Annotated in this window: 14 protein-coding genes; 6 read left to right on the forward strand and 8 right to left on the reverse strand. The window is 63.2% G+C overall.

Features of this window, described 5'->3' with window-relative positions; genetic code table 11:
- The first annotated feature begins 116 nt into the window (after nt 1-116).
- Entirely contained in the window at nt 117-629 is a 513-nt protein-coding gene (locus EG19_RS10785) for a hypothetical protein (RefSeq protein WP_038050304.1), read from the forward strand.
- A gap of 77 nt (nt 630-706) precedes the next feature.
- Here the strand turns inward: EG19_RS10785 and EG19_RS10790 are convergent, their stop codons facing one another.
- On the reverse strand, nt 707-2,095 hold the full coding sequence (locus EG19_RS10790) for a PLP-dependent transferase (RefSeq protein ID WP_200867152.1): 1,389 nt from the start codon (nt 2,093-2,095) through the stop codon (nt 707-709).
- Nucleotides 2,096-2,331: 236 nt separating this feature from the next.
- Between EG19_RS10790 and EG19_RS10795 the strand changes: the two genes are divergently transcribed.
- On the forward strand, nt 2,332-2,820 hold the full coding sequence (locus EG19_RS10795; RefSeq protein WP_053335234.1) for an FmdB family zinc ribbon protein: 489 nt from the start codon (nt 2,332-2,334) through the stop codon (nt 2,818-2,820).
- An 81-nt stretch (nt 2,821-2,901) separates the two neighbouring features.
- On the opposite strand, the gene EG19_RS10800 is transcribed toward EG19_RS10795, so the two are convergent.
- A complete protein-coding gene (locus EG19_RS10800) occupies nt 2,902-3,777 on the reverse strand; it encodes a cation diffusion facilitator family transporter (RefSeq protein ID WP_038050305.1) in 876 nt (291 codons plus the stop codon).
- Nucleotides 3,765-4,376 (reverse strand): hypothetical protein, encoded by a 612-nt coding sequence (locus tag EG19_RS10805; protein ID WP_152544045.1) that lies wholly within the window; start codon nt 4,374-4,376, stop codon nt 3,765-3,767. Before EG19_RS10805 ends, EG19_RS10800 begins: the two co-directional genes overlap by 13 nt.
- 27 nt (nt 4,377-4,403) lie before the next feature.
- Between EG19_RS10805 and EG19_RS10810 the strand changes: the two genes are divergently transcribed.
- The gene (locus tag EG19_RS10810; protein WP_152544046.1) at nt 4,404-5,021 is read left to right on the forward strand and encodes a ribonuclease H-like domain-containing protein; all 618 of its coding nucleotides are present in this window, start codon (nt 4,404-4,406) and stop codon (nt 5,019-5,021) included.
- Nucleotides 5,022-5,057: 36 nt separating this feature from the next.
- Nucleotides 5,058-6,062, forward strand: a complete 1,005-nt coding sequence (locus EG19_RS10815) for a glucokinase (RefSeq protein ID WP_053335236.1) — start codon at nt 5,058-5,060, stop codon at nt 6,060-6,062.
- On the opposite strand, the gene EG19_RS10820 is transcribed toward EG19_RS10815, so the two are convergent.
- From EG19_RS10820 to EG19_RS10840, 5 genes are all read right to left on the reverse strand, one after another.
- Nucleotides 6,043-6,471, reverse strand: coding sequence for a hypothetical protein (locus EG19_RS10820; protein WP_038050308.1), 429 nt, complete (start codon nt 6,469-6,471; stop codon nt 6,043-6,045). The two genes, EG19_RS10815 and EG19_RS10820, sit on opposite strands and share 20 nt — an antisense overlap.
- On the reverse strand, nt 6,468-7,019 hold the full coding sequence (locus EG19_RS10825; protein WP_038050309.1) for a hypothetical protein: 552 nt from the start codon (nt 7,017-7,019) through the stop codon (nt 6,468-6,470). The genes EG19_RS10820 and EG19_RS10825 overlap by 4 nt, the downstream gene beginning before the upstream one ends.
- Entirely contained in the window at nt 7,019-8,740 is a 1,722-nt protein-coding gene (locus tag EG19_RS10830; RefSeq protein ID WP_038050311.1) for a proline--tRNA ligase, read from the reverse strand. The genes EG19_RS10825 and EG19_RS10830 overlap by 1 nt, the downstream gene beginning before the upstream one ends.
- A gap of 3 nt (nt 8,741-8,743) precedes the next feature.
- Nucleotides 8,744-10,537 (reverse strand): tetratricopeptide repeat protein, encoded by a 1,794-nt coding sequence (locus tag EG19_RS10835; protein WP_038050312.1) that lies wholly within the window; start codon nt 10,535-10,537, stop codon nt 8,744-8,746.
- Nucleotides 10,538-10,601: 64 nt separating this feature from the next.
- Complete coding sequence (locus EG19_RS10840; protein WP_038050313.1) at nt 10,602-11,456, reverse strand: 3-hydroxybutyryl-CoA dehydrogenase; 855 nt, start codon at nt 11,454-11,456, stop codon at nt 10,602-10,604.
- A gap of 123 nt (nt 11,457-11,579) precedes the next feature.
- On the opposite strand from EG19_RS10840, the gene EG19_RS10845 reads away from it, so the two are divergent.
- Nucleotides 11,580-13,715, forward strand: a complete 2,136-nt coding sequence (locus EG19_RS10845) for a prolyl oligopeptidase family serine peptidase (RefSeq protein ID WP_081800126.1) — start codon at nt 11,580-11,582, stop codon at nt 13,713-13,715.
- Nucleotides 13,716-13,780: 65 nt separating this feature from the next.
- Nucleotides 13,781-14,005, forward strand: coding sequence for a hypothetical protein (locus EG19_RS10850; protein WP_038050314.1), 225 nt, complete (start codon nt 13,781-13,783; stop codon nt 14,003-14,005).
- The last annotated feature ends 11 nt before the right edge of the window (nt 14,006-14,016 follow it).

Genomic DNA, 14,016 nt, shown 5'->3' on the forward strand with positions numbered 1-14,016 from the left:
CGTTTCCAGGGAAAAGCCGTGCTTGTTCGGCAATCTTCACAAATAGTTCGGAAACAATACCTGTGTTTGACACCACTTGGCTAGCTTCGTAAACTCCAATCGGGAGGGGTCGTTTCATGGAGCTGGAACAGGCTTTGGCCGTCGCGATTGACTACGAAACCAGGGTGCGAGACCACTACGCCAATGGGGAAAAGGAAATTATGAGCCCCGAAGGCAAGAAGATCTTCCGGGTGATGGCGGCGGAGGAGCAGCGGCACCTGGAGTATTTGCTTTCCCGCCTGGAGGAATGGAAGAAAACCGGCCACATTGCCAGCCCCGAGCTTTCCACCGATATCCCCTCGCTGGACATCCTCGAACAGGCGAAGATGAAGCTTGCCAGCGCGCAAAAAGGGCACGTGGCCACCCAGGGCGAGCTTGAGCTATTGAAAACGGCTCTGGAGCTGGAAAGAACCACCTCCGGTTTTTACCAGGACCTGGTCGCCAAGCTTCCACCGCAGTACCAGCCGCTGTTTTCGCGGTTTCTGGATATCGAGCGCGGGCATCTGGCCATCGTGCAGGCGGAAATTGACGCCATTGCCGGTCACGGCCACTGGTTCGACTTTATGGAGTTCGATCTGGAAGCGGGATAGTTTTCGTTTTTTCTGCCAAAAGACCAAAGGCCCGCGGGCAGCGCGGGCCTTTTGCTTGCGGTCAAGGCGTTGCTTGCTTAAACCCGCGCTAACGCCTGGTCCAAATCGGCAATGATGTCGTCCGGGTGCTCGGCCCCCACCGAAAGGCGGATGAGGTTGTCGGGGATGGAGGCCAGCTTGCGGCCTTCCTCCCCCTGCTGCTGGTGGGTGGAGATGGCAGGGATGGTGGCCACCGACTTAATTCGCCCCAGGTCCGTGGCCCGGAAGATGCGCTGCAAACCGTCCAGAACCCGCCGTGCCGCCTCATGGCCCCCTTTCACGCAGAAGGAAAGCAGGTGACCGTAGCGGTTGACCTTTTCCCGGTAGCGCTGATCGTGCTCGCTGTCCACCAGCCACATGTAGCGCCGGGCCAGGTGGTGCAGCGGGTAGGACTTAAGCCCGGGGTAGCTGACCTTTTCCACTTTCGGATGGCTCTCCAGGAACTCCGCCACCAAAAGCGCGTTTTCGGACAGCATATCCATGCGGCTGCGCAGCGTGCGGAGGTCGTTCAGGGTGAGTGCCGCCTGCATGGGCGAAAGGTTGGGGCCGTTGTCGCGGTTGGGCAAAAACTTGATGTAGCTGGCGAAGTCCTCGCGCAACTGCTCGTTGGGGATGTTGGTGACGATGGGCTTTCGGGCAATGACCGCGCCGGCAATGCCGAACCCCGAGGCGGTCATGCTCTTGGTCACCGAGTGCACCACGATATCGGCCCCGTGTTGCAGAGGGCGCAGCAACGCTGGCGTGGCCACTGTGGAGTCCACGATGAGAGGGATTTGATGTTTGTGCGCCAGCTCAGCCACCGCAGCAATGTCGAAAAACGCCAGGGTGGGGTTTGAGGGGAGCTCCCCGTACAAGAAGCGCGTGTGCTCATCAATGAGCTCGGCCCATTCCTCCACCCGCTCCGGGTGCTGCACCCACCGCACCTCGATGCCCTTTTCCCTTTGGCGCACCGAAAACTGCTGGAACGTGCCCCCGTACACGTGAGCGGAGGCCACGAAGTTGATGGGCTCACTTTCCTTTCCCGGCAAACGCACCAAAAACGGTTCAATGGCGGACATGATCGCCGACATGCCGGAAGAGGTGGCACAGCAGGCCGTTTCAAAATCGCAGCCGTACCCTTCCAGAAGCGCCAGCGTCCATTCCAGGTAGTAAACCGAAGGGTTGGCAATGCGCGCGTAGCACCAGGTGGGGATCAGGTACGCCAGGGCCGCTTCCAGCTCGTCGCTGTCGCGGTAGGCCTGGGAAGTGGCGAGGTAAATGGGCTCGATAATTGCCCCCTGGTTGCGCTGGATGGCCTCTTCCACCGTGTAAAGCCCGTGCACCGCCACGGTGTCGAAACGCCATTTCTTGGCTTCCTGCCAGGCCCGCCGCCGCGCTGCTTGCTCCTCGTGGGCCATTGCCACGTACCGTGCCACACCGTCACGCATGGTTTTGCCCTCCCTGACAACTCTTTTACCCGGCCACGGAAATACTACCAGAAGAAGGGCAGCGGTGGCACCAACTCAAAATCTTTTTCGGAAAACGCTTGTTAGTGCCTTCAGTTTTTTGCTATGTGAAGCATTTCACGTGATTTTGGCTAAAAACCCTCAGGTGCGCTCACACCTCCCGTGTCAGCTGACGCAGCTAGAATTACGGCGAAAGGCGAAAGCCGAGGAGGTGCCCCGTGCCGATCTTCGAGTACCTTTGCGCCCATTGCAATCGCATTTACAGCTTTCTCTCTTTTTCGCTCACCCCCAAGCGCCAGCCCACCTGCCCCAAATGCGGAAGCCAGGAATTGACCCGCGTGCCTTCGTCTTTTGCCGTGGCGGGAACAGCCCGGAAGAGCCAGGAGAGCGAAGAAAAAGCGTCTGAGCCCACGCCCGATATTCCCCCGGGTTTGGAGCGGGAACTGGAGAGCCTGGCGGAAAACCTGGACGAAAAGGACATGGAGGACCCCAGGACCATGGGCCGTCTCATGCGCCGGCTGGCGGAGGCCTCGGGAGAGCCCATGCCCCCCACCCTGGAGGAAATGATCCGCCGGATGGAAGCGGGAGAGGACCCGGAAAAGCTGGAAGAGGAGCTCGGTGACCAGCTGGAAGAAGAGCTGGGGGCGGAGGAAGAGGGCGGAGAATCCCCAACGCCCGAGAGAGACCCCGGCCTTTACAGCTTTTAAGCGGGATCGCAGGACCGCTTTGTTACGCGCCCTGCGGAGGCGCAGCCAAGACCATTTCCCGAGCCCGGCAGGCAAGCTTGGCTAAACCGGGTCGGTGTCCACCATGACCTGGGTGTCGGGGCCGTGTTTGTCGCGGATGCGCTTGATGGCCTCTTCGGCAATTTCGTGGGAGCGCTCGAAGGACGTACTGCGGTCCACCAAAAGGCGAAACTCAAAAAACGGCACCCGCCCGGCCCGGCGGGAGCGGAAGGCCCGGTACCCGCGGACCTCCGGCGCCAGGTTGCTGATCATGGCTTTGACTTCCTCCTCCACCTGGCGGGGAAGCCCTCGATCCAAAAGCTCGTCAGCGGCATCGCGGTAAATGCCCCAAACACCGCGGAGGATGAGCAGGGCAATCACCACGGTAGCCAGAGGGTCGGCGGCATGCCAATCAAAGACCTCAAAGGCCAGGATCCCCAGTGCGGCCACACCGTTGGAGGCCAGGTCGGTGGCGTAGTGGAAAGCATCGGCGCGGAGCGCCACAGAGTGGGTGGCTTCCGCCTCCCGCCGCAGAAAGGCCGTGAGGGCCAGGGAAACCACCAGCGATACCGCCATCATGGCCAGCGCCACTGCGGTTTTCTCCAGGGGCTTGGGGAACAAAAGGCGCTCCACCGACTTACCTATGAGCCAAAGCCCACCCATGGCCACCACCGTGGCTTGAATGACCGCGGAAAGCGCTTCCGCTTTGCCATGACCAAAGGCGTGTTTTTCGTCCGGTGGTTCCGAGGCCATCCGCAGGTACACGGCGTTGAGCCCCGAGCAAAAGAGGTCCATGAGCGAGTCCACAGCGGCGGCCAGCACCGCCAGCGAATGGGTTTGCCAGCCCACAACCGCCTTGGCCACCGCCAGGAGGCCAGCGGCTCCGGCAGCCAGGCGGGCCGCCCGAACCTTGCGCCGATCCTCCCCTACCCTCGCCAACCCTTCCCTCCTTCAATCATGAGGTTTTCCGAGGGCAGCGAAGGTTCCCTGCCCTCCGGGTAAAAGGCAAAGCCGACCCGGGCTTCCAGCAGCTGGCGCTCTTCGGGGGCCAGGGTTTTGCGCTCGATGCCGTCTATCACCTGCGCCACCACTTGCGCCGCCGCCGGATCCCGACGCAGGAGGCCCTCCTGCACGGTGCGGGCTACAGCTTTCAGGCAGCGGTGACGGAAAGCCGAAAAGCTCTCGTCAAAAGCCGAAACCAAACCCAAAGCCGGCTGGTGGTACATCTCCCCGGGCAAAAGCTCCATGACTTCCCGCACCACGCTCTCGGCCTCAGCAACACTCAGAGAGACCTCATCCACGCCCTCGGGCATTCCCGAAAGGGCCGCCCACCGCCCGGGCTCAAAGCGTCGCCAGGCGAGCCCTGCGGTTTTCCCCTCCCAGGGCGCCGCCCAGTGGGCAAAGGCCAGCTCCTCCATGCCCCACTCCGGCAGGGAGAGCCGAAGCACAAGCGTCACCTCCAGCCAACAGGACAGGTTTTGCCGCGCTCCCTCGCCACTGGGGGCAACGGTTCGCGGGGGCAACAACACGACCTTCACGCTTGCCGATGGTACACTAGCTCACCAGTGGAGGCACACTTGTCGGGCAATCAGGAAACCTGGGATGGACAGCTGGGGCTTTTTGAAGACCCCTCCCTCCGGGAAGCGCCGGTGGGCCGACCGGTTTTGGTTTTCGATTTGGAAACCCAGAAGAGCTTCGAAGAAGTGGCCGGGAGAAATACCCGGCAGCTGGGGATGTCGGTGGGTGTGGTGTACTCCTTTGCCGACGACCGTTTTCACGTTTTTTACGAAAACGAGGTGCACCGCCTCATTGACACCCTGGCCAACGCCGAGCTGGTGGTTGGCTACAACCTCTTAAGTTTCGACTATGAGGTGCTCCGGGGGTACGGGGAGTTCCCCAAGGGAACGCCGCACACCCTGGACATCATGGTGGAGCTGCAGCAGAAGCTTTCCTTCCGCCCCAAGCTGGAATCGGTGGTGCAGGCGACCTTAGGTGAGGGCAAGATCGGAGACGGGTTGCAGGCGCTCCGCTGGTACCGGGAGGGACGGCTGGACGAGATTGCCAAGTACTGCCAGGAGGACGTGCGGCTTACGCGCGACCTTTACCTTTACGGCAAGCGCAACCGCCACGTGTTGGTGGCGCGCTATTCCGGCTCTCCCATCAAGGTGGAAGTGGACTGGTAGCTTCCCGGGAAAGCCACCAAAACCCGAGGTCACCCCATGCCTTCGCCCCCCTCCACCCTGCTGGTTGGCGACGTGGGCGGCACCAAAACCGTGCTGGCCCTGGCTTCCGTGGGTCCCCAGGGCGTTGAGCTCCACCGGGAAAGCGTTGCCCGCCTGGAAAGCCCCGCGTTCCCCCACCTTCGCGAGTTGGTGGCCCACTACCTGGCTACCCAATCTGGTCCTCGACCCCAGGGGGCTTGCTTTGGGGTTCCCGGACCGGTGCTGGGAGGGTCCTGCCGAACCACCAACCTCCCCTGGGAGCTCGAACCCGGTGAGCTTGCGGCCTCCTTGGGCCTGGAGAAGGTGCTCCTCATCAACGACGTGGCCGCCCTGGCCTGGGCCCTGGCGCGGCCACCCCTGCCCTCCCACCGCGTGCTGCGGCCGGGAAGCCCCATGGCCGGCACTCCCAAGCTGGTGGCGGCGGTGGGCACCGGGCTCGGCGCTGCCGTGGTGGCGGAAGGGCCAGAGGGCCCGGTTGTCCTTCCCACCGAGGCGGGTCACTGCGATTTTTCCCCTAAGACCCCCGAGGACTGGGAACTTGCCGTCTGGCTTCGCGCCCAGGTGGGCAACGTCAGCTACGAGCACCTGGTTTCCGGGCCGGGGTTGAGCCGGCTTTACCGCTACCTCGCCGGGGAAAGCCCGGACCCTGGCTTTGTTCAAGCGCCGGACCCGGCCGCCTGGGTGGTCCACCGCGCCGACCGCGATCCCACTTGTGACCGAGCGGTGCGCTTGGGCGTGCGGTACTTGGGCTCCGCTCTGGGCGACCTGGCGCTGGTAAGCCTGCCGCTTTCCGGGGTTTTCCTGGCCGGGTCGGTGGCTTCCGGCCTGGCTCCATGGCTTGGGTCGCCGCAGTTTTCCCAGGCTTTCCAGGAAAAAGGCGCCCATCAGGAGCTTCTCGCCCGGGTTCCCGTGTATTTGCTGGAAGATCCCCTGGCACCCCTGCTGGGGTGCGCTTACGCTTGGCTGTTTGGTGAAACGGCCTCTACTGCAGAACGACCGTAACTTCGAAGCTCCCGTCGTTGTTTTCGGCGTCCAGGTCGTTGATCCCCAGGTAAAGCTCGCCCCCGCGCACGGTGGTGCCGGAAAACTCCTTCCCCACCAGGAACGGATCGCCGTCCTCACCCACCTTGCCGATGACCGCCAGGTGCGGCCACTCCGGCACCAGGCTGTAGCGGGCCCACTCGGGGTGCTCGGCGGTTCCCTCGGGACCAAAGAGCCACTGTCCCCCGCGCAGCTCACCCCGCACCGTAAGACTCAACTTTTGCCCGGGTTTGACGACGATGTCTGTTTTAGTCCACGTTACCGAGCACGGCAGCTTGACCGTCTTGCCGCTCTTCTCCTTCTTTCCGCCACAGCCCCCGAGAACCAGCAAAGCAATAAAAGCACACGCCAGCGTTCCCTTTCGGCTCATGGGGTACCTCCCTCCGCCAGCTCCTTGGCCAGCTGGCCCGCCAGGTCAAGAGCGGTTTGCCGCAGGAACTGATCCTGCGCTGGCCCTACCCGCAAAAAAAGCCCCCCCAGGTCCTCGAAGCGCTCCCGGCCAAAGGCCTTCAGCTCCCCCAGCTGCCGTTGGCACTCGGCTTTGGCCTCCTCGCAGGGGGCACAGGCCAGCTCCCCGGAGGCGGTGGTGTCTTCGATGATGTCCACAGCAGGAGCCTGGGGTTTGGCTTCTTCTTTTTCTGCCCCTCCCGGCCACTGGGGGGAAAGCTTGAGCCTGCGGGAAAAGCGAGCTGCCACCGCCCATCCGGTGGTGGTTTTCCCGGTGGCGATGGGCACCGCCACCACCTCCAGACAAACCGGCGTTTCCCGGCAGCTCCAGCGGGTTTCGGGACCCAGCTGCCTTTCCAGGCTCTCGCGCAGGACCAATCGGGCTCCCGGGTCGTCCACCGCCAAGATCACCCCCACCTGCGGGGTTGCGGTGGCCACGGCGGTTTGCAGCAGCACCAGCGCCAGAACCACTACCGCACCTCGCCGCGGGCCAAGATCTCCCGCACTGTGCCACAGGCCTCGGCAATGCCCACGGCCCGGCGGCTTTTGTCCCGCCGCAGAGAGATCTCCACCCGCCCTTGCTCAACGCCCTTTTTGCCCACCACAACCCGCACCGGAAAGCCAATGAGGTCCGCGTCCTTGAACTTCACACCGCCGCGCTCGTCGCGGTCGTCGTAAAGCACCTCCACCCCTGCGGCCAAAAGCTCACCGTATAGCCTTTCCGCCACCTCGCCCACCTGCGGCAGGTCGGGGTTCACGTTGAGCACCTCCACGGCGTAAGGGGCTAGCGGCAGCGGCCAAATGATGCCGTCCTCGTCGTGGTTTTGCTCCACCGCTGCGGCCACCGTGCGGCCAATCCCCAGACCGTAACACCCCATGATCATGGGTTGCTCCTCACCCTTTTCGTCCAGGTAGGTGCACCCCATGGGTTTGGAGTACTTGGTGCCCAGCTTGAAGATGTGCCCCACCTCGATGCCCCGCTTGACCTCCAGGGGCTTGTGGCAGCGCGGACAGGGGTCTTGCGCCCGCACCAGGCGAATGTCAGCCACCAAATCGGGGTTGAAGTCCCGCCCCGGTACCACACCCACCAGGTGGAAATCGTCCCGGTTGGCGCCGGTGGCGGCCACGGTAAGCCTCATGACCTCGGGATCGGCCACCACCCGCACACCGGAAAGGCCCACCGGACCGGCAAAGCCCACGGTGGCGTGGGTCACCCGCTGCACCTTTTCTGCGGAGGCCAGCTGCAAATGGGTGGCACCTAAAGCGTTCTTGAGCTTCACCTCGTTGAGCTCATCATCCCCGCGCACCAAGGCCACGGCAAACTCCCGATCGGTTTCCACCACCATGGTCTTGACGAAGTGCGCAGGCAGAAGGCCGAGAAAAGCCGCCACTTCCGGCACAGAGGTGAGCCCCGGGGTATGCACCGCTTGCGGTTTTTCCGGCACCTGCCCCGGCCAGGGGGGAGCCTCCGGGAGGCGCCCCGCTTCGGCCTTTTCCACGTTGGCCCCGTACCCGCAGGCGCAGGCCACCACCGCATCCTCGCCGGTTTCGGCCAACACCATGAACTCGTGGGATTCGCTGCCGCCGATGTTTCCGGTATCCGCTTCCACGGCGGTGAAGGAAAGCCCGCAGCGTTCAAAGATGCGGCGGTAGGCTTGCTCCATGGCGCGGTACGCTTCGTCCAAGCTCTCGTAAGACGAGTGGAAGGAGTAGGCGTCCTTCATGAGAAACTCGCGGCCCCGCATGAGGCCGAAGCGCGGACGGATTTCGTCCCGGAACTTGGTCTGGATTTGGAAGAGGTTCACCGGCAGCTGACGGTAGGAGTTCACCCGCCGCCGAACCACATCGGTGATGACCTCCTCGTGGGTGGGCCCAAAGCAGAAGTCCCGCTCGTGCCGGTCCTTAAACCGCAGGAGCTCCTTACCGTAGGCAAACCACCGCCCCGACTCCTGCCACAGCTCCGCCGGCTGTACGCACGGCATGGCCAGCTCCACCGAGCCGGCCCGCGCCATTTCCTCCCGCACGATGGTGCAGAGCTTTTCGATGCTCCGCCAGCCCAACGGGAGGTACGTGTAAATGCCCGCCGCCAGCTTGTCAATCATCCCCGCCCGGGCCATGAGCTTGTGGGAGATGACTTCGGCGTCTTGGGGGTTTTCCCGCAGTGTGTAAATGAACGCTTGAGAAAAACGCATGCTTTAGCTCCTCCGCGTGGACAGCCACGCCACCCGCACCAGGTGGTCCAGGACGTCGGTCTTCAAATCCGCGCCCCCCTCCACCCGCGCCCTTTGCAGCACCTGGCGCGCGTGCTGCTTTTCCCCCACCCCCAGCAAAGCCAACCCCAACTGCGTGAGGATTTGCGGGGAAGGAGCAGCCGAGGCTGCCGGTTGCAGGTAGTCTAGCGCATCCTGGTAGCGCTCCTGGGCCAGGTAAACCCTTCCCACCGCAGCTTGGGCGTAGGGTTGCAGCTCCGAAGGGAACAAGACCAAAGCCTGGTGGGCCAGCTCCTCCGCCTGTTGCATGTCCCGGCCCTGCTCCACCAGGGCCAGGGCCAGCTCGTAGGCGGCCAGCCCCCTTTCCAAGCTGCTTTCGCCGGCGGAAAGGAGGTTGCGCGCCAGCTTTTGCAAAACCCCATACCTCCCCTTGCCCCGGAGGGTTTCCAAAAGCGCCGTCCAGGCGGCAATGCGCGGTGGCCCGCCAATGTCTTGTTTCAAAACCTGGCGGGCCCACCGCACCGCTTCCCGGCCCTTGCCCAGCGCTGAGGCCACCAGTGCCGCAGCCGCCTGCAGGCTGGGGTGAGGGTGGGCCGAGCAGGCCTGGGACAGGGCCTCCCAGGCAGCTGTGAGCTCCCCCCGCTCGGACGCCGATGCCGCCTGATCCAAAGCGCGGGAAACCTCGGGGGGAAGCTTGAGCGGGGGCTTTCCCCCCACCAGCAGGCGGACCGCCTCCTGGTACCGCAGCCGCTGGGGGTCAAGCTCCAGCACCTGGCGGAAACACGACAGAGCTTTGCGGGTGTAACCCCGCTCCAGGTACGCCAGGCCCAGGGTGTAAATGGCTTCCTCCAAATCAGGGGCCAGCTCCACCGCCCTTTCCAAAAGCTTGATGGCCTTTGCTGGCCGTCCCAGCCGCAGCTCCACCAAGCCTAAGAGAAAAAGCGGCACAGGAGCTTCCTCGCGGTTTACGGCCCGCAGCAAATGCTTGCGGGCCGCCAGAAGGTCGTCCTGGGCGATCTTCAAGGCCCCCAGGGCAAAGCTGGGGAGGAAGCTTTCCTTGGCCACCCGGGTGGCTTTCCGCAGGAGCCGCTCCGCTTCCCGCATTTGCCCCTCGTCGGCCAAAAGCGTGGCCAGGGAAACCAAGCCGTCGGCATCGCTGGGGTCCAGGGCCACCAGGATTTGAAACGCCTCCCGGGCCATGGCCAGCTCCCCTTGCTCCATGGCCAGCTCACCCACCAGCTTGGCCATTTCCGGGTGCCGGGGGTAGCGCTTCAGCACCGCGAAGAGCTTGCCGATGGCCTGTCGCACCTTGCCCGAGGCCAGAAGCAGCTCGGCGGTGTCCAGAGCGCGCTCAAAGGCGCGGGCGGCCCGGCTCCCCAGGGTGCGCGCCCGGGCCAGAAGCAGCTCCCGCCGGGAGTTGAGGTCCTCCACCACCTCGTGACGGGCCGCCTCTTCCGCCGCCTCCCGCTCCCAGGCGGCAAAAAGCTCGGCCTCTCGCACCACCTTGCGCCGGTCCAAAAGCTGGGACAGGGCACGAAGCCCGGCGTCCACAATGGCCACCGAGCCTTCCAGCTCCCCAACCCGCTCCCGCAGCTCCTGCAACGCTTCTTGCAGCTTGGCAATTTGCTTTTCCTGCAGGGTGAGGCGCTCCAGGACGTCCTCAGAAAACGCACCGGCAAGCTGCTCCGCCTTTTCCAGCTCCTCTTCCGGGGTGATTTCCTCGCCCACTTCCGCCAGGCCGGAAACCACCAGAAGCGGCGAGCCGCAACGGGCGCACACCTCGCTCCCTTCGGGGTTGATCGCCCCGCACCACTGGCACAGGACTTTCGCGCCTGGCCCGTTGTTACTGGTTGTACTGGTAGAACCCTCGCCCACTCTTACGCCCCAACCACCCCGCGTCCACCATCTTCACCAGCAGCGGACAGGGCCGGTACTTGGGATCGCCAAACCCCTCGTACAGCACCTTGAGGATGGCAAGACAGGTATCCAGCCCAATGAAATCGGCAAGCTGCAACGGGCCCATGGGGTGGTTCATCCCCAGCTTCATCACCGCGTCCACCGCTTCCGGGGTTGCCACGCCTTCGTAAACCGCGTAAATGGCCTCGTTAATCATGGGCATGAGCACGCGGTTGGAAACAAAGCCCGGGAAATCGTTCACCTCCACCGGCGTCTTTCCCATCCTCTTGGCCAGCGCTTCCACGGTTTGGAAGGTCTCCGCCGATGTGGCAATCCCCCGCACGATTTCCACCAGCTGCATCACCGGTACCGGGTTGAAGAAGTGCATGCCAATGAAGCGGTCCGGTCGGCCCGTGACCCCAGCCAGTTTGGTTATAGAAATGGAGGAGGTATTGGACGCGAGAATGGCCGATTCCGGAAGCAAGCCATCCAGCTTGCGGAACACCTCGGCCTTGACCGCAAAGTCCTCCACCACTGCTTCCACCACCAGTTGACAGCCGGCAAAAGCCTCCAGGCTCGTGGTGGTGGTGATACGAGCCAGAGCTTCGTCCTTTTGGGCCGCCGAAACGGTGCCTTTGGCCACCTGGCGGTCCATGTTTTTGGCAATGGTGGCCATGGCCTTTTGCAGGACCCCTTCCGCCACGTCGGAAAGCACCACCTCCAGGCCGGCCAATGCCGCCACATGGGCGATGCCGTTCCCCATTTGCCCCGCACCCACCACACCAAACTTAGTAACCTCCATAGCAACCTCCCATCGGCGCGAGACTAAGAACCGCAAGCACCGCTGTCAAGGCGTAAAGACCACCCGGGGGCCTTGCGAAAACCCAAAAGCCCACCGGCGCGTAGCATACTCGCGGAGGGAGCCATGAAGCGACGGGATTGCCTCGGACTTGTTTTGCTTTTGGTTGTTGCTCTTTCGTGCCGCAGCGCGGCGGTTGCCCCAAAGAAGGCAGCGTTTTCCTACCCCCAGACCAAAAAAGTGGCGGTGGTGGAGGACTACCACGGGGTCAAGGTGGCGGATCCCTACCGCTGGCTGGAGGATTTGGACTCGGCCGAGACCAAAGCCTGGGTGGAAGCGCAAAACCGCGTGACTTTTGCTTTTCTGGAGCAAATCCCCGCACGGCAGAGGATTTACCGTCGGCTTCAAGAGCTGTGGGATTACGAGAAGTACTCGGTTCCCTTTGCCCGCGGCAGCCACTACTTCTTTTTCCACAACTCCGGGCTGCAGCCGCAAAGCGTTCTTTACGTCACCACCAACCTGCGCGGCGAGCGGCGGGTTCTCATTGACCCTAACAGGCTTTCCGCCGACGGAACGGTGGCGCTTTCCGGGGTTTCCCCCTCCTTCGATGGCCGCTTCCTGGCGTATTCCCTTTCGGAAGCCGGCTCCGACTGGCAAACCTGGAAGGTGCGTCGGGTGGATACCGGCGAGGATTTGCCGGACACCATCCGCTGGGCCAAGTTCACCTCCGCCGCCTGGCTTCCCGATGCTTCAGGGTTTTACTACGGCCGCTACGACGAGCCCGAGCCGGGCAAAGAAAAAGTGGCTGCCAACTACAACCAAAAGCTGTTCTTCCACAAGCTGGGCACGCCCCAGGAAGCGGATACCCTGGTTTACGCTCGACCGGACCACCCGGATTGGAGCTTCGCCCCGGAAGTCACCGACGACGGCGCCTATCTGGTCATTTCCGTGCGGGTGGGGACCGACCGCCGCAACCGCATTTACTACCAGGACCTGAAAAAGCCCGGCAGTGAGGTGACCCCGCTTCTGGACGCCTTCGACGCTTCTTACGAGTTTGTGGACAACCAAGGGGATACCTTCTTCTTCCTCACCGACAAGGATGCCCCCCGCGGGCGGGTGGTGGCCGTAAAGCTGGGCAACCCCGCCCCTGAACATTGGCAAACGGTCATTCCGGAAGCCAGCGAAAGCCTGCAAAACGTCACAAGGGTGGGTGATTTCCTCTTTGCCCGCTACCTCAAGGACGTGGTCACCCAGGTCAAGGTCTTCACCCTCCAGGGAGAGCTGGTGAAGGTGCTGGCCTTGCCAGGGCTGGGAACGGCCAGCGGGTTTGGTGGCGACCGCTTCCAAAAGGAAACCTTCTTTTCCTTCACCTCCTTCCTCACCCCCGGCACCGTGTACCGGCTGGACCTGGCCACCCTGGAGCCGGAAAAGCTGTTTGAACCCAAGCTGGCTTTTGACGCTTCCCGCTTTACCGCTCAGCAGGTGTTTGTAACCTCCAAAGACGGCACGAAGGTGCCGATGTTTTTGGTACACAGGAAAGAGCTCCGCCGGAACGGCCAGAACCCCACGCTTTTGTACGGCTACGGCGGCTTCAACATTGCGGTAACGCCCAGCTTTTCCCCGCGCACCGTTGCTTGGCTGGAGCTGGGTGGTGTGTATGCGGTGGCCAACCTGCGGGGGGGCAGCGAGTACGGCGAAGCGTGGCACCAGGCGGGGATGCTCAAAAACAAGCAAAACGTTTTCGATGACTTCATTGCCTGTGCGCAGTGGCTCATTGCCAACGGCTACACCTCTCCCGCCCGGCTCGCCATCAACGGCGGCTCCAACGGCGGTTTGCTGGTGGGGGCAGCCATGACGCAAAGGCCTGACCTCTTTGCCGCGGCGGTACCGGCGGTAGGGGTCATGGACATGCTGCGCTTCCACAAGTTCACCATTGGCTGGGCGTGGGTTTCCGAGTACGGCAGCGCCGACGATCCCGACATGTTCCCCGTGCTCTACCGCTATTCCCCCTTGCACAACCTCAAGGACGGGGTGTGCTACCCCGCCACCCTGGTCACCACCGCCGACCACGACGACCGGGTGGTGCCTTCCCACTCCTTCAAGTTTGCCGCCAGTTTGCAGGAAGCCCGGGGCTGCGACAAACCGGCACTCATCCGCATCGAAACCCGCGCCGGCCACGGAGCGGGCAAGCCCACCACCAAGCAAATCGAGGAAACCACCGACGTGCTGGCGTTCCTGGTGAAGGTACTGGGCATGAGCTAATGGAGTTGCCTGGCAAAAGCAGGCGAAGCCGCAAAAAACCAGGCAAAATGCGGTAAAATTCAAGCGTGCGTAGCGAACAAAGGCGGAAGCTGGCAAGGAAACGCTGGCCCATCCGGCGGTACGCGCTGGGTGAAGAACCCGGGGAGGATTTGAGCGCAACAACCACGCCGGAGGAGAGGGTGGCCATGATGTGGGAGCTCGCGGCCACCGCCTGGCGTCTTTCCGGCAAGAAGTTTCCCAACTACCCCCGGCGGAAGGCGCCGATCAAGATCATCCGCCTCCCCCGGTGAGGCTCTTGCAG

It is taken from the genome of Thermoanaerobaculum aquaticum (assembly GCF_000687145.1).
In the GTDB taxonomy this organism is placed as follows: domain Bacteria; phylum Acidobacteriota; class Thermoanaerobaculia; order Thermoanaerobaculales; family Thermoanaerobaculaceae; genus Thermoanaerobaculum; species Thermoanaerobaculum aquaticum.

Excerpts from the sequence above, each read along its gene's own strand:
- EG19_RS10785 (WP_038050304.1), top strand. The coding sequence starts at position 117 with ATGGAGCTGGAACAGGCTTTGGCCGTCGCGATTGACTACGAAACCAGG.
- EG19_RS10790 (WP_200867152.1), bottom strand. The coding sequence starts at position 2,095 with ATGCGTGACGGTGTGGCACGGTACGTGGCAATGGCCCACGAGGAGCAA.
- EG19_RS10815 (WP_053335236.1), top strand. The coding sequence starts at position 5,058 with ATGCCTTCGCCCCCCTCCACCCTGCTGGTTGGCGACGTGGGCGGCACC.
- EG19_RS10820 (WP_038050308.1), bottom strand. The coding sequence starts at position 6,471 with ATGAGCCGAAAGGGAACGCTGGCGTGTGCTTTTATTGCTTTGCTGGTT.
- EG19_RS10830 (WP_038050311.1), bottom strand. The coding sequence starts at position 8,740 with ATGCGTTTTTCTCAAGCGTTCATTTACACACTGCGGGAAAACCCCCAA.
- EG19_RS10840 (WP_038050313.1), bottom strand. The coding sequence starts at position 11,456 with ATGGAGGTTACTAAGTTTGGTGTGGTGGGTGCGGGGCAAATGGGGAAC.
- EG19_RS10845 (WP_081800126.1), top strand. The coding sequence starts at position 11,580 with ATGAAGCGACGGGATTGCCTCGGACTTGTTTTGCTTTTGGTTGTTGCT.